General features: G+C 67.7%; 16 protein-coding genes. 7 read left to right on the top strand and 9 right to left on the bottom strand.

Features of this window, described 5'->3' with window-relative positions:
- Positions 1–16: 16 nt before the first annotated feature.
- On the bottom strand, positions 17–832 hold the full coding sequence (gene dapB / locus HW532_RS13170; RefSeq protein ID WP_213160917.1) for a 4-hydroxy-tetrahydrodipicolinate reductase: 816 nt from the start codon (positions 830–832) through the stop codon (positions 17–19).
- Positions 833–981: 149 nt separating this feature from the next.
- Between dapB and HW532_RS13165 the strand changes: the two genes are divergently transcribed.
- The 7 genes from HW532_RS13165 (at position 982) to HW532_RS13135 (ending at position 7,477) form a co-directional block, all read left to right on the top strand.
- On the top strand, positions 982–1,398 hold the full coding sequence (locus HW532_RS13165) for an SRPBCC family protein (RefSeq protein WP_213160916.1): 417 nt from the start codon (positions 982–984) through the stop codon (positions 1,396–1,398).
- 211 nt (positions 1,399–1,609) lie between these two features.
- Positions 1,610–2,248 (top strand): YrhK family protein, encoded by a 639-nt coding sequence (locus HW532_RS13160; protein WP_213160915.1) that lies wholly within the window; start codon positions 1,610–1,612, stop codon positions 2,246–2,248.
- An 87-nt stretch (positions 2,249–2,335) separates the two neighbouring features.
- Positions 2,336–3,811, top strand: coding sequence for a glucose-6-phosphate dehydrogenase (gene zwf / locus HW532_RS13155; RefSeq protein ID WP_213164561.1), 1,476 nt, complete (start codon positions 2,336–2,338; stop codon positions 3,809–3,811).
- A 266-nt stretch (positions 3,812–4,077) separates the two neighbouring features.
- Positions 4,078–5,463, top strand: a complete 1,386-nt coding sequence (locus tag HW532_RS13150) for an MATE family efflux transporter (protein ID WP_213160914.1) — start codon at positions 4,078–4,080, stop codon at positions 5,461–5,463.
- 67 nt (positions 5,464–5,530) lie between these two features.
- Positions 5,531–5,971 (top strand): glyoxalase superfamily protein, encoded by a 441-nt coding sequence (locus tag HW532_RS13145; protein WP_213160913.1) that lies wholly within the window; start codon positions 5,531–5,533, stop codon positions 5,969–5,971.
- Between the two features lie 403 nt (positions 5,972–6,374).
- On the top strand, positions 6,375–6,818 hold the full coding sequence (gene rnk, locus HW532_RS13140; protein WP_213160912.1) for a nucleoside diphosphate kinase regulator: 444 nt from the start codon (positions 6,375–6,377) through the stop codon (positions 6,816–6,818).
- 107 nt (positions 6,819–6,925) lie between these two features.
- Entirely contained in the window at positions 6,926–7,477 is a 552-nt protein-coding gene (locus HW532_RS13135; RefSeq protein WP_213160911.1) for a nucleoside-diphosphate kinase, read from the top strand.
- A gap of 33 nt (positions 7,478–7,510) precedes the next feature.
- Here the strand turns inward: HW532_RS13135 and HW532_RS13130 are convergent, their stop codons facing one another.
- The 8 genes from HW532_RS13130 to HW532_RS13095 all read right to left on the bottom strand — a co-directional run bounded on the left by HW532_RS13130 (position 7,511) and on the right by HW532_RS13095 (position 20,129).
- Positions 7,511–8,113, bottom strand: a complete 603-nt coding sequence (locus HW532_RS13130) for a biliverdin-producing heme oxygenase (RefSeq protein WP_213160910.1) — start codon at positions 8,111–8,113, stop codon at positions 7,511–7,513.
- Between the two features lie 157 nt (positions 8,114–8,270).
- On the bottom strand, positions 8,271–10,937 hold the full coding sequence (locus tag HW532_RS13125) for a TonB-dependent receptor (protein ID WP_246478947.1): 2,667 nt from the start codon (positions 10,935–10,937) through the stop codon (positions 8,271–8,273).
- A 120-nt stretch (positions 10,938–11,057) separates the two neighbouring features.
- Positions 11,058–12,020, bottom strand: coding sequence for a FecR family protein (locus HW532_RS13120; RefSeq protein WP_246478937.1), 963 nt, complete (start codon positions 12,018–12,020; stop codon positions 11,058–11,060).
- Positions 12,021–12,092: 72 nt separating this feature from the next.
- Positions 12,093–12,602 carry an RNA polymerase sigma factor gene (locus HW532_RS13115; protein WP_213160909.1) on the bottom strand — a complete coding sequence of 170 codons (510 nt, stop codon included), beginning with the start codon at positions 12,600–12,602 and terminating at the stop codon, positions 12,093–12,095.
- Between the two features lie 479 nt (positions 12,603–13,081).
- On the bottom strand, positions 13,082–13,582 hold the full coding sequence (locus HW532_RS13110; protein WP_213160908.1) for an acetone carboxylase subunit gamma: 501 nt from the start codon (positions 13,580–13,582) through the stop codon (positions 13,082–13,084).
- A 59-nt stretch (positions 13,583–13,641) separates the two neighbouring features.
- Positions 13,642–15,954 (bottom strand): hydantoinase B/oxoprolinase family protein, encoded by a 2,313-nt coding sequence (locus HW532_RS13105; protein WP_213160907.1) that lies wholly within the window; start codon positions 15,952–15,954, stop codon positions 13,642–13,644.
- A gap of 23 nt (positions 15,955–15,977) precedes the next feature.
- Positions 15,978–18,131, bottom strand: coding sequence for a hydantoinase/oxoprolinase family protein (locus tag HW532_RS13100; RefSeq protein WP_213160906.1), 2,154 nt, complete (start codon positions 18,129–18,131; stop codon positions 15,978–15,980).
- Between the two features lie 171 nt (positions 18,132–18,302).
- On the bottom strand, positions 18,303–20,129 hold the full coding sequence (locus HW532_RS13095) for a sigma-54-dependent Fis family transcriptional regulator (RefSeq protein ID WP_213160905.1): 1,827 nt from the start codon (positions 20,127–20,129) through the stop codon (positions 18,303–18,305).
- Positions 20,130–20,144: the final 15 nt, after the last annotated feature.

Genomic DNA, 20,144 nt, shown 5'->3' with positions numbered 1-20,144 from the left:
CGAACGGGCCTTCCGATCAGAAATCGGCGAGACCGAGAACGTCGGCCATGGACATGAGGCCGGGCTTGCGCCCGCGCGCCCACAGCGCCGCCTTGACGGCCCCGCGCGCGAAGATATCGCGGGATTCGGCCTTGTGCGACAGTTCGAGCCGCTCCGCCTCGCCGGCGAAGATCACCGAATGCTCGCCCACGACCGAGCCGCCGCGCAAGGTGGCAAAGCCGATGGCGCCGTCGGGCCGGGGCCCCGTATGGCCGTCGCGGGTGCGCACCGCATGGGCTTCCAGCGGGATGTCGCGGCCTTCCGCCGCAGCCTCGCCCAGCAGCAGTGCGGTGCCCGACGGTGCGTCGACCTTGTGGCGATGATGCATCTCCGCGATCTCGATGTCGAAATCCTCGTCGAGCGTCGCGGCCACCTTGCGCACGAGCGCGGCGAGCAGATTGACGCCGAGGCTCATATTGCCGGACTTCACGATGGTGGCGTGGCGGGCGGCGGCCCTGAGCTTCGCCTCGTCGTCGGCGGAAAAGCCGGTCGTGCCGATGACATGGACGATGCGGGCCTGCGCGGTGAGCTCGGCAAGCGCGACGGTGGCCGCCGGCACGGTGAAGTCGATCACCCCGTCGATCCGGCTGACGAGGCCCAGGGCATCCTCGCCGACCGTGGCGCCGATCTCGCCAATACCGGCGAGCACGCCCATATCGGCGCCCAGATGCGGCGAGCCCGGGGGCTCCAGGCCGCCCGCGACCTCGCAGCCTTCCGTCTCGTGGACGATACGGGTCAGTGTACGGCCCATCCGGCCGGCCGCACCGGCAATCGCCAGCTTCATCACGCTCATGACGCTCCAGGTCCCTCTTGACGCTCCCCCCGCCTATAACAAGCAGGCTTCGGGAAGAAAAGGCGCAAGGCCCGGTTTGCCTGAGGCGGGCGGGCTGATAACGTTGGGCCAGCATCGAGCACAAGGACCGGATGGGGGGAAACCAGAGCATGGCCGAGGTGACACGTTCGATTACGCTCAACGCGCATGCCGCCGACATATGGGCGGTCGTGGGCGACTTCGGGAGCATCGCGCAATGGCATCCCGCCATCTCCGCCTGCGCAGTGGAAGAGCACGACGGCGCGCTCTACCGCAACCTGACCATTCCCGACAGCGACACGCTGGTGGAGAAGCTCGAAACCCGCGACGACGAGACCATGAGCTATCGCTACACCATCGCGCAAGGCCCCCTGCCGGTCGCCGACTATCATTCCACCATCGCGGTCGAGCCGGACAGCGAGACGAGCTGCACCGTGCGCTGGTCCGGACGCTTCGCCCCCTCCGGCGCCAGCGAGGACGAGGCCGTGGAGGTGATCGAGACGATCTACACCACCGGGCTCGACGCCCTGAAGCGGCAATACGGTTGACCGCTTCACCCCGGAGCGGCCGGGCACCCTCCTTGCGCACCGCACGGCCAGTGGCCCGTGCACGATAATAGCTTTCCGCCCAGGCGACCGAGCGCCCGGCCGGACGACCGCCAGAGAGGACCCCGCCCCGCACGATGCCGCACCTGTTCACCAACCGCCCGAAATACTCCTCCCTCACCGACACCCATGCCGACCCCCGGGCCAATTTCCGGTGGGAGACGCTGAACGCCGTGCTCTACAAGCTCGGCGGGGCGGTGTTCATCGCCGGAAGCATCATGTTCTTCCCCGGTTCGAGGCCTATGCGAATCTCGGGGCGTGGCTGTTCTTCTTCGGCTCCCTTCTCTATCTCGTCGTCACGGGCCACGACATGGTGGAGGTCCGGCGCTTCTGGAAACGCAACCGGCGGCATACGCCGGGCGAGAAGCTCGAATACACCGCCGCCTCGAGCTATCTCGGCGGCACGATCCTGTTCACGGCCGGCAGCCTCTTCTTCCTCTCCTGGTGGGGCTGGCTGATGCTCGGCTCCTGGTGCTTCGTGATCGGCTCGGCCCTGTTCGTCGTCGGCGCCAGTGTCAACGTCCTGCAGATCGTCAGGGCGCGTTCGCTCATCACCATGCAGCTCATGAACCTGACGGCGGTGACCTTCGTGGTCGGCTCCACCCTCTTCGTCGTGGCCTCCGTCCCCTATCTGTGGACCATAGAGAGCGCGGGCGATCACTATGTCCTGTTCAGCTTCATCGCCTGGCAATATCTGGCCGGCAGCATCCTGTTCTTCATGGGCGGCGTCTTCAACTACTACCGCGCCTATATCGTCATGCGCGGCCAGCTCCATGTGGCGCGTGCGCACTGAACCCCGATATCCCGGCCGGCAGAGGCCTTGGTCGCCGCCGGCAATGCGTGCATCATGACCGTCATCGAGAAGGCGAGCCCGGCGCACATGACCACACGCATCATTCCCGTCACGCCGTTCGACTATGTGGTGTTCGGCGGCAGCGGCGATCTCGCCTGCCGAAAGCTCCTGCCGGCGCTCTTCCACCGTTTCGCCGACGGCCAGTTCGACGAGAGCTCCCGCATCCTCGCAGTGTCGCGCAGCGGGATGGCGCGCGAGGCCTATCGCGCCATGGCCGCAGAGGCGATCGGCGAGCACGGCTCGCCTGGCGACCATGACGGCGAGGTGCTCTCACGGTTCCTCGGCTGCCTCGACCACATCCATCTGGACGTCACCGACCCCGCCGGCTGGGCAGCGCTCGCCGACAGGCTCGACCGCGACGAGACCCGGATCCGCGCCTTCTATCTTGCCGTGGCGCCGGACCTCTTCGGGCCGATCTGCGAAGGGCTCGGCGAGGCGGGCCTCGCGACGGCAAACTCCCGCGTCGTGCTGGAGAAGCCGCTCGGCTACGACCTCACCTCCGCGGAGGCGATCAACGAGGCGGTGGGGCGCGTCTTCGCGGAGCGCCAGATCTACCGGATCGACCATTATCTCGGCAAGGAGACGGTCCAGAACCTCATGGCGCTGAGATTCGCCAATGCGCTGTTCGAGCCGCTCTGGAACTCCGCCCAGATCGACCATGTCCAGATCACGGTGGCCGAGGAGATCGGGGTCGAGGGGCGGGCCGACTATTACGAGGCGTCCGGCGCGCTGCGCGACATGGTGCAGAACCACCTCCTGCAGCTCCTCTGCCTCGTCGCACTCGAGCCGCCGGCCGCCTTCACCGCCGACGCGGTGCGCGACGAGAAGCTGAAGATCCTGACGGCGCTGAAGCCGATAACCGGCGATGCCGCCGCCGACCTCACCGTGCGGGGCCAGTATCGCGGCGTCGCGGCGGGCGGCGCCGACATACCGGGCTATGCCGACGAGCTCGGCCGCGCGAGCGGCACGGAGACCTTCGTCGCGATCAAGGCGGAGGTGGAGAACTGGCGCTGGGCGGGCGTGCCCTTCTATCTGCGCACCGGCAAGCGCATGGCGCGGCGCGCCTCCGAGATCGTCATCGAGTTCCGCTCCATCCCGCATTCGATCTTCGGCCCGGAGGCCGGACGCATCCTCGTCAACCAGCTCGTGCTCCGGCTCCAGCCGGACGAGGGCGTCAAGTTGTACCTGATGATCAAGGATCCGGGCCCCGGCGGCATGCGGCTGAGGCAGGTGCCGCTCAACCTGTCCTTCGCGGAGACCTTCGACACCCGCCCGCCCGACGCCTATGAGCGGCTGCTGCTGGATGTCGTGCGCGGAAACCAGACCCTGTTCATGCGCCGCGACGAGGTCGCCGCCGCCTGGGCCTGGATCGACCCGATCCGCGCCTCATGGGATGCCTCGCGAACCGCGCCGCATGGCTACAGGGCCGGCACCTGGGGCCCGAGCGCCGCCATCGCCCTCATCGAACGCGACCGGCGCACCTGGCACGAGGAGGCCGAGTGAGGCCGGCGGCACGAGCCTCAGGCTGCAGCTTCGCGGCCAGCGAACCCATTTGCTGACGGCCCCATTCGATCCCGGCAATTCGGTTGACGTCCTCCGATCGTCTGTATAACCAGAACCTCAGGTTCCAGACACCCGCCGCTCGCGGCCTGTTGGTCTCGGTGAAGTTCTGGCTCAGACGACTGTTTCCTCACCTCCACGCATTTCGTGCGGGTGGCAATGCGAGCACCCATCGCCAGTCACGAGATGCTTGTGATGAGGAGATCGGGATGTCGTCTGAAGCCGTCACCCCCAACATGTTCACGCATGGCCCGCTTGGCGCCGTCTTTGCAAAGACTGCCCTGCCCATCATCCTCGTGATGAGCCTGAACGGGCTGACCGCCCTCGTCGATGCCGCGTTCCTTGGCGTTTTCGTCGGCCCGGAGGCGCTTGGGGCGGTCACGCTAATGTTTCCGCTCCATATGCTGATCGTCGCGCTCGCCACGCTGGTCGCCAGCGGTATGTCGAGCCTTCTCGCGCGGCATCTGGGCGGCGGGCTCGTCAGCGAAGCCCGGGCTGTCTTCGCCGGTGCGCACGGTCTGGCACTCGCCGTGAGCGTCGGTTTGATCCTGCTGTTTGCGATATTTGGCCGGCAGGTGACCTTGCTCGCCGCGGAGGGCTCGGAATCGTTGGCCGCAATGGGACGCATCTATTTCGGTATTCTCGTGCTCTTCTCACCGGTCCTGTTCGTCGTTTCGGTGAATTCGGACGCGCTGCGCAACGAAGGGCGTACAGGCCTCATGGCATCGATGAGCCTTGCGATCTCGCTTTCCAATGTCGGCTTCAACTATGTGCTGATCGCGATCCTCGATCTCGGCGTGGCCGGGTCGGCCTTCGGCACGGCAATGGCATGGGGATTGGCGCTTCTCATCGTCGCCGCCTTTCGCACGCGGGGCCGCACGGAGCTGAGGCTGAGCGCCCTGTATCGCTACAGTCCCGTGACAGCGTGGCAGCGTATCCTGGCGCTGGGCGCGCCGCAGAGCCTGGGCTTTCTCGGCATGGCTCTGGTTTCGGCGGCCATCATCGTTGCCCTGCAAGTCGCGGACACCGGTAGCTACGCCATTACCGTCTCGGCCTACGGTATCGTTACCCGCATCATGACCTTCGTCTACCTGCCGCTCCTGGGGCTTTCCCAGGCGTTGCAAACGATCGTCGGCAACAATTTCGGCGCGGAGCTGTGGCGCCGCTCCGACGACGGTTTACGGCTGGGAATCGCGCTCGCGTTCATCTATTGCCTCGCCGCCGAGGCCGTCCTGATCGGCTTTGCGGGGCCGACCAGCTTTCTCTTCGTTGCCGATGCCCGGGTCGCCGGCGAGGTGGCGCGGATCATGCCAGTGATGGTCGCCATGTTCTTCGCAGCCGGCCCATTGGCAATGATCGCCACCTATTTCCAGGCAATCGGCGACGCGGGGCGGGCGGCGATACTGGCGCTGTCGAAGCCGTATCTCTTCGCCATCCCACTGATCTTCCTGCTGTCATTCGCCTTCGGCGAGCAGGGCATATGGATGGCCGGGCCGGCCGCGGAGCTGTTGCTCCTCGGCCTGGCGGCGGTCGTCCTGGCGGCGAGGGCGCAACGCGAAGAGCTCAGATGGGGTCTGTTCAAGGCTGCAGCCTGAGCCCCCGGCCGGCGGATCGAACCGGCTCGAATCCATTTCAGCAACACGTCTCGCGGAGAATGCAGTTATGATCGCATTACCATCCTCAATTCCCCAGGCAAAGGAACAGGCAAGGCGCCTGCGCGCCAAGCTGGAAGCGGAAGGCACGAGCATCGGCCACAGCAAGTCGCTCGAGCTGCTCGCCCACCAGTACGGTTATCGCGACTGGAATACGCTTCACGCGAAGATCGGCAACCGGCCCCCGGCGGTGTGGACCGTGAGCGACCGTGTGAAAGGCCGGTATCTCAATCAACCCTTCGAGGCGGAGATTCTTGCCGTCGAAGCAGTCCGGCCCGCCTGGTATCGGCTCACCCTCGATCTCGACGAGGCTGTAGACGTCGTTACCTTCGATGGCTTCTCGAACTTCCGAAAGCGCGTGACGGGCGTCGTCGGCCCTGCCGGAACATCCCGGGAGAAAACCTCGGACGGCCATCCGCAACTCGCGATAGCGGTTCCAGAGGGACGCTGAGCCATTCCAGCCCTCCAGCAAGACGTTCCGGAGACATGGACCGTGCCATCCGGGCTTTGAAGCAGGCCTGGGTGCACGCAACCCAAACGGCGTAGATGGGTCGGTAGCGGAATTCCGAACTGCCTCGCTACCGGCTCCACCTCACTTGACAAAGGCAGGGAACCGGGCACACTCGGACCCATGAGCAGAATTCGCCCCGCAGTTCTCCGGATCCATCCGATCGCGGAATCCCAGCCCCCGGCTCGGCCCTAGATGCGCCCCCGAGCTCCGGGGGCATAGCTCGCGCTGCATCCTCTGCAGCCATCCCAGCAGGCGCTTTCCAGACATATCGGCATCGGACGGACGGCATCGTGCCCGCGCCGACGCCTCACCCTTTGCGGCTCGAGAGGAGTCCTGCTCTGCCATGGCCCAGAACACGCGGCGCAAGCCGAAGATCACCGTCAGCGACCACGATTACGAACAGCTTTCCGCCTTTGCCGGCGCGGCGCCGGAGCGCTGGGCGGATGCCGCAGACGAGCTCCTGTCGGAGCTCGACCGGGCGCGCGTCGTCCCCGCACGCCGGATGCCGGCGGATGTCGTGGCGATGGGCTCGACCGTCGAATTCCGCTCCGACGCCGGCGAAGCGCGGCGCGTGACGCTCGTCTTTCCCGGCGATGCCGATATCGCGGAGGGGCGCGTCTCCATTCTCACACCTGTGGGAACCGCGCTTCTGGGCCTCGCCCCCGGCCAGTCCATCTCCTGGACCGCGCGCGACGGCCGGCGCCACGCGCTGACGGTCGTGAGTGTCGAGCCGCCCGCGGCCGGCACGCCCGGCAAGGCCGCCCGGACCGGCGCGGCCTCGGCCTGAGCGCCGGCGCCGGCCCGCGCCGGCGATAGCGCGCACAACCACCCCACAGACGGACCTGCCTTGACGCCGGATCCTCCTAGGGAGGCCCGGCGCGACGGAGATGCGCCTTGGTCAACGCCCCTCATTGCCGCCTGACGGCGAAGGATTTTACTCTCCTGGAGCGATTGCTCGAGCGCACGCCCGGCAGCGGCGCTGCGCGTTTCCGACGGCTCCTGCGGACGAAGCTCTCCGCCGCGACCGTCCTGTTCCGCGACGATATCGACCCCCGGATCGCCACGCTCGACAGCCGCGTGGTCTTCAACGTCGACGGCGGGCCGACCGACACCCGCATCCTCGTCCTCGACGGCAATCGCGCCATGCAGGGCGCGACACTGCCGGTCACGACGCTACGCGGCCTCGCGCTGCTCGGCCTCGCCGCCGGCGACGCGGTGGAGGTCGAGCGGCCCGGCGGCGGCACGGAACGGCTGCGGCTGGAGGCCGTGGCCTACCAGCCGGCGGCCTCCGGTCAGGCCAGCCGGCCCCATCCCGGGCCGCAAGCCTCCCGCATGCCGGCCAGCCCCGCACCCGTCATCGATTTCGCCGCGCGCCGCCCCCGGCCCGTGGACGGGGGGGACGGTTCATTCGATGGCGGCGGCGACTCCGGACCCAGCGCGGCATGAGGAGCCTGGGGATTTTCAGGGTGTGCCGGCCGGTCAGGCGGCAAAACGGTCCAGAACGAGACCATGCACGCGGGCGAAGGCAGCTTCCGCCCCGGCGGTGACACGCGCCTCCTCCGCCTCGGGCAGATCCAGCGCATCGAGCGCGGCGGTGAAAGTGCGCCAGTGCAGTCCGCGCCCTTCCGGCGCACCGGCCAGATGCCGCGCGCCGAACGTCTCAGACAGGCCGAGCGCCGCAGCGGCCTTCAGGAGAAATGCCGCACCGAGATTGGAGCCTTCGGCCACATAGAGCCAGCCGAACGCGGTCGGGATGTCGACGGCGCGGCCCGGCCCGAAAGCCGGCGCCCCGTCGCGCTCCGGCTGCGCGACACCGAGATCGGCAAGGTCCTGCTCGATCAGCCCGAGGCGACGGCGCCCGGCCAGGTCGGGCAACAAGCGGTCGAGCACCTCGTTGCCGTAAAGCGCGTCGATATCGCGGTGGAAACCGTGCTGCACCTCGAGGAACCGGCCATAGCGCGCGCGGCTGGAGAAAGGCTCGTTGGCCATGATCGCCTTGTCGAGGCGGTCATGCGTCTCGTGGGTCCGGGCCTTCAGCCGCCTGGCGCGGCTCGCCTCTTGAGGGTCTGCGGTCTCCGTCATTGCCATCGTCGCTACTCCTGTTCGCATGGGCTCCCGGGAGCCGGGCCGTCGAGATCGCACGGCGCCAGCCTGAAACGGGCTCTTATAGAGATGACGATCCACGCCGCCCGATCTTGCAAAAAAGTTTTCCGGCCGGTCGCGGCTGCCTGCGCGCGCCTCAGAACGAGGCCGTCAGCGAGGCATAGAAGGTCCGTCCCGGCCCCGGCTGGTTCACCAGGCTCAGCGGGTCCACATAGTATTTGTCCATCAGGTTCTCGATGCGCGCGCTGGCGGTGAAGTTCTCGTTGAACCTGTATTCTGCGAAGACGTCGAAGAGCGTGTAGGGCTTCCAGTCGATCTTGGTGATGAACTGCGACATGCCCTGCCCGGTGACGTCGCCATGGCCGACCGCGCGCGGGCCGATATGGGAGACGCGGCCGCCGACGGTCAGCGCATCGCCGAAGAATCTCTGGGACAGCGTCAGGTCGACGGAATATTCGGGCGGCACCTGGTTCGTCGCGTAGTCGGCATAGAGCGACTTGCTCTCGCAGCTGTCCGCCGTGCGGCAGAATTCCACATCGAGATAGTAATTGGCCGCAAGCTCGGCGGCGAACCCGCCGATCTCGTAGCGCCCGGACAGCTCCAGTCCGGAGAACGACGCGCTGTCGATATTGAAGATGCGCATGCCCATGGAGCCATTGGGGTAGGTGTACCACTCCCGCGCGATATAGTTGTCCACCACCCAGTTGAAGTAGCCAAGCTTCACCATGCCCCGGTCGCCGGCGGCGATCAGCCCGTCGCCGATGAGATTCGCCCCGATCTCCCAGTTGCTGGAGCGTTCCGGCCTGAGGTTCTCGTTGACGTTCATGGTGAAGGCCGACACCGATTCGATGATGCTCGGCGCGCGCATGACGTTGGAATACCTCACATAGAGCTGTGCCCAGTCGACCGGCTCCACCGTCACGCCGACCGACGGGCTGAAGCCCCCGTCGTTGAACGAGGAATCGTAGGTGTAGTTGCGTTCCAGATAGGGGTCGTTGCGGTCCTTCGACCAGACATGGGCGTAGCGCAGACCGGCCTCGACGGTGAGCCAGTCCCGGGCCTGCCAGGCCATCTTGGCGAAACCCGCCACCTCATGGCGGATCCCGTCGCGCAGGTCGAGCCAGGTCTCCGCCTCCTTCGTGCCGGGGCTCGGCCGCGTGTCCTCGCCGCGATAGGAGATGCCATAATCGACATCGACCGCGCCGAAACCGGTGGACAGCCTGGAGGTGTTCGCGATCTCCCCGCCCCACAGGTCGGAATCGGAGCCGGGCCGGAAGTCGCCGGGCTCGGGCAGGGTGAAGCCGGTGCGCTTGGGATTGCGCAGCTCGAGGTGGGTGAACCACAGATTGGCCTTGAGCGCGATCAGGTCGTTGTCGTCAGGCTGCCAGTTGTAGTGCAGCGTACCGGTGTCGAGCCTGGTGCCGGCGGTCTGGGGCTGCTGGGTCGCCTGCGAGGACCCGCTCGTCAGGCGCGAGGCGAGGCGGTCGCCGGCTTCGCTGCGGAACCCCGTATAGCCGAGCTTCAGGCTGTGTCCGTCGCCGAAGCGTACTGTCGCCTTGCCGAGCCAGGATTCGGTCTCGAGCTGGGTGTTGAGCACCTCCTCGCCCGGGCGGTAGTTGGTGAGGCCGCCATTCACGTAGTAATCCTCGACCTGCGAGCAGTTGCCCCAGGCCGTGCAGTATTCGCGCGGGCCGATATTGACCGGCTCCGCTCCGGGCCCCTCCTCGCCCGCATAGTAGTTGCCGCGCTTGCGGTAGGCATAGGCGGCGAGCAGGTCGATCCGGTCGCCCTTGTAGGCCCCGACGACGCTGCCCGATCCGCTCGTGGGGGTGAGGAAGGACGGACGGTTCATGCCGTCCGGCGAGGGCGTCGGGGCGTCCGGCTGCCCGCTGGGCCAGTCATAGCCGGAGACCGCACCGTCCTTCGGGCTTCTCGTATTGGTGCCGAAGCCGCCCTTGAGCCTCACGCCGAACCGGTTGCCCTCCTTCACGATGTCGCCGGCATCCAGCGTGCGCATGGCGACCGTTCCCGCAATGCCGTTCGAGGCGACGTCGGACCCCTTGGTGATGTCGATGCCGGCGAGCAGGTCGGGATCGACGAAGGTGCGGTTCGATATGCCCTGATAGCCCTGATAGACCGTCACGGCGTTCTCCGCCCCGTCGACCGTCACCTCGACGCGCCCCATGCCCTGCATGCCGCGGATATTGACGTCGATGGCGCTGCCGGCATTGCGCGCCTCGCCCGACATGACGCCGGGCGTGCCCTGGAACATGTCGGCCGGGTTGCTGCCGCGGAAGCGCTCGATGTTCTCCTCCGAGATATAGGCGGTGGCGCCGGGCGTCTCGTAGGGGCGCTCGACCGGATTGCCGCCTCCCGCGGTCACGTTGATGGCGCCGAGCAGGGTCGAGCCGTCCGCCACCGCACCGACATCGCCGGGCGCGGCGGGATCGACGATCGCCACAGTGCGTGCGCCCGTGAAGCGGTAGGCGAGCCCGGACCCCTGCAGGAGGCGTCCCAGCGCCATGTCGGGCGGCAAGGCGCCGGACAGGCCCGGCGAGCGCTTGCCGGACGCGATTTCGGGGCGGTAGGTCACCTGAAGACCGGCCTGGCGGCCGAACGCCGCCAGCGCCGCCGGCAGCGGCCCGGCGGGAAGGTTGAACGAAACCTGCTGGCGTGCCTGCGCCTGCACCGCTTGCGCACCGGCCAGCATGGCCGCGCCGCCGCCTGCGGAGGCAAGCAATGCCGCAATGAACAGATGTGCGCCGACACGTCTTCTCCCCTCGCACCGACCTTCTGGCCCCATGATCCATCTCTCCGTTTCAGTCTGTCGGAAGGGGCTGGACGGTTGGCAGCGGCTAGCGGCAGCCCCTACTGAATGAAACGAACGGGCCTTGCGGATTTTCTCCCCTGCCGGGGATTTTTCTCAGACGGACGAGATGACGGTCAGCCAGGGCGAGAACCGGCGGACCGTGCCGCCATGGGGCTGGACCACGGCCCTCAGGGCCGCGACGGGATTGTGGAGATCGAACACGCCGCTGATCCGGCGCTCGCCGAGCCCCGTATCGGCGATCAGGACCCGGCCGGGCTGCCAGCGGGCGATCCTCGCCACCACGGCGGCCACCGTGTCGCGCTCGGCGACGACCAGACCGTCCCGCCAGGCCGCGATCTGGCCTGGATCGCGGGCGCCGCGCTCGATCGAGGACGACCGGCCGTCCAGGGTGAGCCACTCCCCGCGCGACAGCCGCACCCCGGCGGAGAAGCGTGCCTGCGGGGCCGCGAGGTCCACGCCGCCACGGTCCACCGATACCGTCAGGAAGCCGGCATCGCGGCTCATGGCGAAGGCCGCTGCGCGCGCCGTCGCCGACAGATCGCCGGCAATGCCGCGGAACGGGCGGCCGGTGTCGTCGGCCACCTGGAAGAACGCCATGCCGTCGAGCAGCTCCACCTGCCGGTGCTCCGGCGTGAAGGTTGTCGCGATGGCACTGTCGGGACCGAGCGTGACGGCCGTTCCGTCCTCGAGCGCGATCCGGCGCAGTTCCGCCGTCGATGTCATGTGGTCGGCCATGAGGCTCAGGCGCAGCTCCGGTGCGTAGAGCGCGCCGAGCCCGAGCGCGGCCGCCCCGGCGGCGGCGCCCAGGATCACCTTGCGCCGCGACGGCGCGCCTGTCCGGCCGCCGTCGCGGAGCACCTCGCCGGCCATGCCGTGGAGCTCGACGGCTTCCGCCCAGGCCGCCTCGTGCCGGGGGCCGCGCGCGCGCCAGCGGCGGACCAGGTCGCGCGCGACGGGGTTGTCGGGATCGTTCTGCAGCCGGATGATCAGGTCGAGCGCCTCCACGAACAGCGCGTCGTCTTCCGGCATGTCCTCGGTCATGGCTATCCGTTCCATGGCGCGGCCCCTTGCGGAGGCCGTCGGATTGCGTCCCACACTATCTGGAACGATTGGCGGGCGGCAATTTTCTCAGGCCGGGTCGTCGCCGGCCTCGGCGAGACGGGCGCGCAGATGGAGATAGGCCTTGCGGATCAGAACCCATGTCCGCGATGTGGACAGGCCGAGCTCGCCGGCCACCTCGCTCAGCGTGCGGCCGCCCAGCCGGTGCAGCTGGAAGGCCCGGCGCGTCCTTTCCGGCAACTCCGCGATGGCGCTCTCGACGATCCTCAGCCGCTCGCGGTCATAGGCCGCAGTCTCCGGCGAGGGGGAAGGATCGGCAATGGCGTGGATCTCCTCCTCCGGCAGGCTCACATGCTCCATGCGGCACTCCCGGCGGCGCAGGTCGATCGACAGGTTGCGCGCCACCCGGTGCAGATAGGCCCGCGGATTGCCGCCATCGCGGCGCGCCGCCGCCGTCATCACACGCAAGAAGGTGTCCTGGGTCAGGTCGGCGGCGGTCTCGGGGCTGTGGCCGCGCCGTCTCAGGAAGCGGTCGATCTCGCGCGCATGCCGCAGGAAGAGCTTCTGCAGGTCCCACATCAGCCGGCCCTCGCTCTGGCGGACGCACGCCATATCCCGCCGGCCGGGCCACCGGGCAGGAGATACGGCATATGGGGATCGCACTGGTGCATGATACGGACGGAAGACGAGCCCGGAAGACGGCCTTGGCGTGTCCAGCCCTCTGGACACCGATGATGACCGGCTTTAATGCACTTTGAATTTCTCTTGCAATAGCAATGATTTAGATCAATTCCAGGAATGTATCGCCGGCCAGGACGCCGCCGACGGAATTCTTGACTGAAAAAGTAATGTTTTCGCGGGGATCGCGATGGCGGCCGGCGCCGGATGCCGTCGCGCCGGGCCCCGCCGGCATTCGGATTTATCCCCCGTCCTGTCGCAAAAATGCCACGGGGCGAATCCGGGCCCGTGGCGGGGCGGGGCGAGACGGAGAGCGCACGGGCTCCGGAGGAGGGGGTGGAGCCCGTGCGCCGCCGAGGGGTCGGCGGGGAAGACCTGCGTCAGGCCCGTTCGGGGATCTCGAGGCCGAGCCAGTCGCGATAGAAGGTGTCGATATCCGGCTCGAAATCGTGGATGACCGGATACCAGGGCGTCGGCGCCTCCACATCGAGGAGGTCTCCGGAGAGCGGGCAGAAATATTCGCGGATCACCTGCCAGTCGGTGCTCGGCGCCATGAGGCGGGGATAGAGCTCCTCCATCTGCTCCGGCGTCTCGCGCACGCGGATGCGCGCATGGAGCTTCCAGTTCTCCTGCCAGTCGCAGAAATCGTATCCGGCCCAGCTCCGGATCACCCATTTCCTGTCCATCGCGCGCTGGACGACGAAGAGCTTCGGGCCGAGCGGCAGAACGATCCTGTCGTCCCAGGGCACCTGCTCCTGAAGGATCTCCAGATACATCTCGAAGCGCTCGGCATCCTTCGGCGTGGAGAGCATCTGGTGCAGCGTGTCGCGGTCGATCTTGCCGTCGACCAGATCCCGGATCTTTGCCTTCGTATAGGCCATGGTTTCCTCCCTTTATGATTGGCGGGCCGCGGGGACCGCCCCCGCGGCCCGGCTCGTTCTCATTGCTCGACGAGTTCCACGGTGCGCACGTCCGGCAGCTCCGACAGGTCCATCGAGTACTCCCGCCCATAGGAGGGGATCGGCAGGTCCGCCTCGTCGAGCACCCAGCTCTCCGGCAGGTCCCAGAACTCGCGGAACGACACCTCGAAGCGGGGCCCGAGCTTGAAGGAGGCGGCGAACATCTGCTGGACCTGGAGGCCGGCATCCTTGGCGAGGATCCGCTCGCGCTCCTTCGCCATCCATTCCGCCGTCGGCACGGACTGCTCCAGCCGCTCCTTGCGGATGGCGGCGCGGCGGGCCTCCGTCGCCGCCTCGTTCACGCCGTAGAGCCCGTCGCCGGCCTCCGCCAGGATCACGCCATGGACGCTGTCGGCGAAGCGGTGCAGCAGATAGCCGCCATTGACGTCGTCGGCGACCGCCTGCGGGTCCCGGTCCAGCGGGTCGCCGAAGCCCGGCCCACCGCGCATGTAGTTGAGGTAGAGATCGTGATCGCGGAACATCTCCTCGGTGGTGATGGCCTGCTTGTCGCGCTTGATCCGCGCCCCTTCCAGCATGCCGTCCCAGACGGGGTTCTCCGGATCGGTGTCGCCGCCATGGGGCACGGGCGCACCGCTCGCGATCTTCTCCTCAAGCCCGGTCTCGTGGGCCGCGAAGCGATAGCCCGACGCCGCCGGATAGCCGCCCATCAGCCCCCAGTCGGAGCTGATATGGCCGTTGCCCATGAAGAACATGGTCCAGTCCTTGGCGTTCCAGACCATGCGCAGGCTCTCGAACCCGCAGCCGCCGCGATACTTGCCGGCGCCGCCGGAGCTCGCCTTGATCTGCCGGCCGAGATAGACGAGCGGCTCGGCGAGCTCCCAGATCTCCATGTCGCCCATGTCGCCTTCCGGGTTCCAGATGGCGGCGGCGTGGCTGATCCCGTCGGCGATGGCCGAGGCGCCCACCCCGTTGGCGGCGCATTCGAAGGAGTTCACCGCATGGATCTCGTCATACTGGTTGAAGCCGCCGCCCTGGAGCCAGTTGGAGGTGTTGGCGTTGCCCGCATTCACCTCCTCCAGATAGCCGCGCCCGAAATAGGAGCGCGACAGGCCGCGCCACAGGGCCGTCCAGGACGAGACGAGGAAGTGCCAGCTATAGGCGAAGGCCACGCGCCGGTCGTCCGGGTTCATCCATGTGCCCTTGGGCAGGCGGAACTCGGTGCCGTAGGCCGCCCCGTCATTGATCATCTCGGTGGGAATCAGCGTCTGCGTCATCATCACCCAGATGCCCGAGGTGAAGCTCACCTGATGGGCGTTGTAGGTGTGCCAGCCCCAGCGGCTCGAGCCCTCGAAGTCGAGGCGCCACGTCCCGTCGCCGCGAATGGTCATCTCCGAGGGGGTGTGCATGATCGTGTCGACCTTGGCGAAGTCGGAGGGCACGCGCACATCCTCATGGGCGTAGGGCACGTCGACGAAGCCGACCTGGCGGTAGGTGCCGGGGATGGTCATCGCCTTGATGCGGTTCTGCAGGCCGACCCGGCCATGCTCGACGGCCTCGTAGGCGAACTTCCAGTAGGCCTCGATGCCCTCTTCCGCGATCACCTCCTCCACGAGCTTGCGGATCATGTGGCAGCCGGCCACGCGGGTCCGCTCGTCGAGCATCCAGTAGCGGGTCGTGCGCACCATGCGCTGGCTCTCGTGCAGCCAGTCGCGGAACAGCGTGTCGTTCTCGCCGATCTTGCGGCAGGTCACCGAATAGCCGTCGCCGAAGCGCTGGACCTGGCCGGTGCACATGGAGCCCGGACCGACCGCGCCGGTGTCGATCACATGGGTGACGCCGCCGACCCAGCCGACGAGCTCGCCGCCATGGAAGATCGGCACGATGGTGTGGATGTCGCAGGGGTGGACGTTCCCGATAAGCGAGTCGTTGTTGCAGAAGATGTCCTTGTCCCTGATGCCGGGATTGCCCTCCCAGTCGTTCTCGATCATGTACTTGATCGCCGCGCCCATGGTGCCGACATGGATGATGATGCCGGTCGATGTGAGGATCGCATCGCCCGCGGCGTTGTAGAGGGTGAAGCACAGCTCGCCCTCCTGCTCCACGATCGGCGAGGCCGCGATCTTCTTGGCCGTCTCGCGGGCATCGACGACGCCCGCCCTGAGCCGCGAGAAGAGCTTGTTGTAGAGGATGGGATCGCTGTCATGCAGCGCCCTCTTCTCGAGGCCCGCATAGTGGCCGGTGCGCCGTGTGGCCTCCATCAGGCGGTCGCGATGCTCCTTGAGCGTCTCGCCGCCGCGGACGATGCCGCGTTTGGTTTCTGCTGCGATGTTCATCTCTTTTTTCCTCCCTGGCCCTGTCAGATTTCCTTCAGGTGAAACAGGCGGTGCGCGTCGAGCCACGTCACGAAACCCGTGGGGACGACGAAGGTGGTCGCGTCGGACTCGATGATCGCCGGTCCCTCGACCCGGTTGCCCGGCTGCAGCATCTCCATCTGGTAGAGCTGCGCGTCGACCCATTCCTTCTTGCGGTAGAACTTGCGGGTGCCGAGCTTGGCCGCCTCCGGCGGCGTTTCGCCCGACAGGGTCTCCTTGGGGATGCGCGGCTTGGGGATCGGCACGGTGCCGCGCATGATGGCGCCGGTCACCGAATAGCCGAGCTCCGGCGAGCGGGCCGAGGCGGAATAGACCCGGCCATAGGTGTCGTTGAAGGTCTCCACCAGCCGGTCCCAGTCCTGCGCGTTGTCGGCCCGCAGGATCGGGCTCTCGATCTCCAGATCGTTGAGCTGGCCGCGATACTGCATACGGAAGCCGGGCTGCAGGGCGACCTTGTCGGGCTCATAGCCGTTGCGCTCGAACTCCTCCAGGACGCGTTCGGTAAGCTCGTGCCAGGCCGCCTGCAGCGTCTGCGCCTGCTCCGCCTTGAAGTCCGGCTCGGCGTCGGTCGAGATATTGATATCGAGCGACTTGTCGTAGCGGTACTCGAAATCCGCCGCCGCGCAGCCGAAGGCGGAGAAGCCCGCCGCCCAGGCCGGCACGATGACGTCCTCGAAGCCGAGCCCCTCCGTGTAGCCATAGGTGTGAACGGGGCCGGCGCCGCCATAGGAGAAGCACACGAAGCTCGACGGGCTGTAGCCCTTGCCGGAGATCATCGAGCGCAGATAGTCGCGCAGATCGCTGTCGAGCAGCTCGATGACGCCGGCGGCGGCATCCTCCACCGACAGGCCGAGCGGGTCGGCCACCTGCTCCTTGAGCGCGTTCCAGGCGCGCTCCCGGTCGAGGCGAACCTGGCCGCCGAGGAAGTTGTCGGGGTTCAGATAGCCGAGCACCACATGGCAGTCCGACACGGTCACCGTCTCGATACCGCTGTCGGCCCAGCATACGCCGACCCTGTAGCCCGCCGAGTCCGGGCCGAGCTTGATGGCCTTGGTATAGGGGTCGAGCCGGACGAAGCTGCCCGCCCCGGCGCCGACGGAGTCCATCGCCACCAGCGGCAGGGACAGGACGAGGCGCGCCATGTCCGGATCGTTCCGGATGGTCAGCTCGTTCTGGGTGATGAGCGCCACGTCGAAGGAGGTGCCGCCGATATCGGAGCAGGCGATATTGTTGTAGCCCAGCGTCTCGCCCAGATACTTCGCACCGATCACGCCGCCGATCGGGCCCGACACGATGGTGCGGGCGAGCTCCTTGGCCTTCCAGCTGATCGTGCCGCCATGGGTCGCCATGACGCGGAAGTCGAAGCACGAGCCGTTCTCCCTGAAGGCGCTGGAGATCTTCTGCAGCGTCTGGCGGGAGGGTTCGGCGGCAAAGGCCTCCAGGATCGTCGTGTTGGTGCGGTGGGTCTCCTTGCGGACGGGATAGTAGTCCGTGGAGGCGAAGACCGGGATGGCCTTGCCGCTGGCCTCGACCTCCTCCAGCACGATGTCGCGCACCCGGCGCTCATGGGAGGTGTTCTTGTAGGAATGCAGGAGCGAGATGACGATCCCCTCCACATCCTGCGCGATGAGCTCTCTGGCCGCTTGACGGGCCGTTTCCTCCCTGAGCGGGATGACCACGGTACCCGACATGTCGATCCGCTCCATCACACCGCGCGTGAGGTGGCGGGGAACCAGCGGCTCGTCGTAATAGTGGGTGTTGAGGTGGATGCGGTCCTCGTAGGCGAACCCCAAATAGGCCTGGATCGCGCGGCCCATGCGGTGGAAATCCTCCATGCCCGCATTGACGATCAGGCCGCAGCGCAGACCCTTGCGCTGGACCACGCGGTTGAGCATGGCGGTGCCGGAATAGACCCCGGTCTGGATCTGGGACAGCGCCTCGCCGAGCTCGATGCCCCAGTGCTCGAGCCCCTCCCTGCTGGAGGCGATCAGGCCCAGCGCCTCGTTATCCGGCGTGCTCTGGGCCTTGCCGACGACGAACTCCCCCTCGCTGTCGACGAAGAAGGTATCGGTCATGGTACCGCCCGCGTCGATGCCGAGCACCTGAACGCTGCGGACAGGCTGTTCAGTGGATGACATTGCAGTTCCTCCCGTTACCCGCGCCTTGGAAAGCCGGCGCGTGATGGAAGGGTAGGAACTGCGGGATGCCGGCAAGTGTCCGAATTTCGGACGGCGCCGACGACATGTTGCGGACGCGAAACCCCGTTCGCAGCCGCATACGGGCCGAGGCCGCCGGCGCGGCCCCCGCGCTCAGTGCCTGCGGGCGCGCTGGATGCCGTGCTCGTCGAGCTTCAGATAGAGGGTGGAGCGCGCGATGCCGAGCCGGCGCGCGGCCTCGGTGAGATTGCCGTCGACACTGGCGATCGCGTTCACGATCTCCGCCTTCTCGCGCGCCCGCAGCGTCTGCGTGCAGTCCGCGCGCGCCGGCGTCACGATCTCCGGCGGCAGGTCGCGCAGATCGACCAGCCGGTTGCGCGAGAGCGCGAAGAGCGTCTCGACCAGATTGCGCAGTTCGCGCACATTGCCCGGCCAGCGATAGGCCGACAGCCGGTCGGTCGCGGCCGGCGTGAAGCGGAGCTCCGGCCTGCGCGAGCGCTCCGCCAGCTCGCGCGCGAAATGTTTCAGGAGATGGGCCACCTCGTCGCTTCTCTGCCGCAGGGGTGGCACGGCGATCCGCGCCGCGGCGAGCCGGTAATAGAGGTCGCCGCGGAACCGGCCCGCCTGGATGTCGGCGGACAGGTCACGCGCCGACAGCGAGACGATGCGCATGGGGCCGGAGGACGTCTCCACCCCGCCGAGCGCCTTCACGACCTCCAGAAGGAGCGCCTGGGCATCGGCGGGCGTGTCCGCCGGCTCGTCGAGACATATCGTGCCGCCCGCGCGTGCGAGGCGGGCGACGAGCGCGCCTTCGGACAGCTCCTGGCGGAGCCGGTCGGCGGTGAGCAGGCTGCAGTTCAGGACCTCGAAGGGGCGCTCGGGATCCCCGCTCTCCCGGTGGATGCCGCGCGCCAGCACCTCCTTGCCGGAGCCCGTCTCACCCTCGACGAGGATCGGCATGCGGCTGGCCGCGAGGCGGCGCGCCTGTTCGCAGACCGACGAGATCTCCACGCCGCCCGCCGCGATCCGGTCGAGCGTGAGGGCGGGCCGGGACGGCGCGTTGCGCTGGCGCCGACGCAGCGCGACCACGACGCCGATCGGCCGGCCGGCCTCCTCAACCAGCTCCATGCTCGCATTGGGCATGGCGGCGTGAAGCTCCTCCATGACCTCGTCGCGCGGGCGCTGCGAAAGGCCCGAGGCCATGCGCCGGAACTCCGTCAGGTCGCAGAGATCGCCGGCCATCTGGGCGAAATGCTCGGTCGCGAACGCCTCCGCGCCATAGCGGTCGAGCACCATCACCTCGTCATCGACCCAGCGCATCCGCCGGACCAGGAGGCGCTCGGTGAGCTGCTGGCGTTCCGCGCCCACCTGCTGGCGCAGGCTCTCCTCGATCTGGAGCGCCATGGACATGGACAGGGCCGCCGAATGGGGCTGCTCGAACTCGGAGGGTCCGGAAATGTCGACAAGACCGAGAAGCTCCCCCGTCACCGGATCGCAGACGGGCGTCGCCGCGCAGTTCCAGCGCTGGATCTCCTCGCAATAGTGCTCCACGCCCCAGATCTGCACCGGGCGGCGCGTATGGATCGCGGTGCCGATGGCGTTGGTGCCGATGGCCCCCTCGTCCCATTGTCCCCCGATATGCAGGTGGTTCTCCTGCCCGCGCGCGATGGTGCGCGCGTCGCCCGTCGTGTCGGTGACGACCCCTCTGTCATTGCACAGGAGAACCATGGCATTGGCGCGGTTCAGCATGTAGCCGGCCCGCTCGAGCGCGGGGCGCGCGGCCTCGCGCAGCCGCCCGGTCTGCTGCCGGATGGCGGCAAACTCGTCGTCGGCCACCCTCGGGGCCTGCTTGAGGGACGGGATCCCCCTGTCGGCCTCCGATCGCTGCCAGGACTGGAGCACGACCTCGCGGATCCTCGGCGGAACCTTGCCGAGCGCTCGGAACCGCTCCCAGTCCTCCTTCCGGATGCTTTCGGCCATGTGAGTATCCACCCT

Origin of the sequence: Kaustia mangrovi (assembly GCF_015482775.1) — a bacterium.
Classification (GTDB): Bacteria; Pseudomonadota; Alphaproteobacteria; order Rhizobiales; family Im1; genus Kaustia; species Kaustia mangrovi.
The sequence above is the reverse complement of the archived record's forward strand: the minus strand, read 5'-3'. Positions and strand labels throughout refer to the sequence as shown.

What these genes read in the sequence shown, in the direction of transcription:
- HW532_RS13145 (WP_213160913.1), top strand. Translation starts at nt 5,531, where the DNA reads ATGATCGCATTACCATCCTCAATTCCCCAGGCAAAGGAACAGGCAAGG.
- HW532_RS13120 (WP_246478937.1), bottom strand. Translation starts at nt 12,020, where the DNA reads ATGGAACGGATAGCCATGACCGAGGACATGCCGGAAGACGACGCGCTG.
- HW532_RS13165 (WP_213160916.1), top strand. Translation starts at nt 982, where the DNA reads ATGGCCGAGGTGACACGTTCGATTACGCTCAACGCGCATGCCGCCGAC.
- rnk (WP_213160912.1), top strand. Translation starts at nt 6,375, where the DNA reads ATGGCCCAGAACACGCGGCGCAAGCCGAAGATCACCGTCAGCGACCAC.
- zwf (WP_213164561.1), top strand. Translation starts at nt 2,336, where the DNA reads ATGACCACACGCATCATTCCCGTCACGCCGTTCGACTATGTGGTGTTC.
- HW532_RS13150 (WP_213160914.1), top strand. Translation starts at nt 4,078, where the DNA reads ATGTCGTCTGAAGCCGTCACCCCCAACATGTTCACGCATGGCCCGCTT.
- HW532_RS13100 (WP_213160906.1), bottom strand. Translation starts at nt 18,131, where the DNA reads ATGTCATCCACTGAACAGCCTGTCCGCAGCGTTCAGGTGCTCGGCATC.
- dapB (WP_213160917.1), bottom strand. Translation starts at nt 832, where the DNA reads ATGAGCGTGATGAAGCTGGCGATTGCCGGTGCGGCCGGCCGGATGGGC.
- HW532_RS13105 (WP_213160907.1), bottom strand. Translation starts at nt 15,954, where the DNA reads ATGAACATCGCAGCAGAAACCAAACGCGGCATCGTCCGCGGCGGCGAG.
- HW532_RS13115 (WP_213160909.1), bottom strand. Translation starts at nt 12,602, where the DNA reads ATGTGGGACCTGCAGAAGCTCTTCCTGCGGCATGCGCGCGAGATCGAC.
- HW532_RS13095 (WP_213160905.1), bottom strand. Translation starts at nt 20,129, where the DNA reads ATGGCCGAAAGCATCCGGAAGGAGGACTGGGAGCGGTTCCGAGCGCTC.
- HW532_RS13130 (WP_213160910.1), bottom strand. Translation starts at nt 8,113, where the DNA reads ATGACGGAGACCGCAGACCCTCAAGAGGCGAGCCGCGCCAGGCGGCTG.
- HW532_RS13110 (WP_213160908.1), bottom strand. Translation starts at nt 13,582, where the DNA reads ATGGCCTATACGAAGGCAAAGATCCGGGATCTGGTCGACGGCAAGATC.
- HW532_RS13125 (WP_246478947.1), bottom strand. Translation starts at nt 10,937, where the DNA reads ATGGGGCCAGAAGGTCGGTGCGAGGGGAGAAGACGTGTCGGCGCACAT.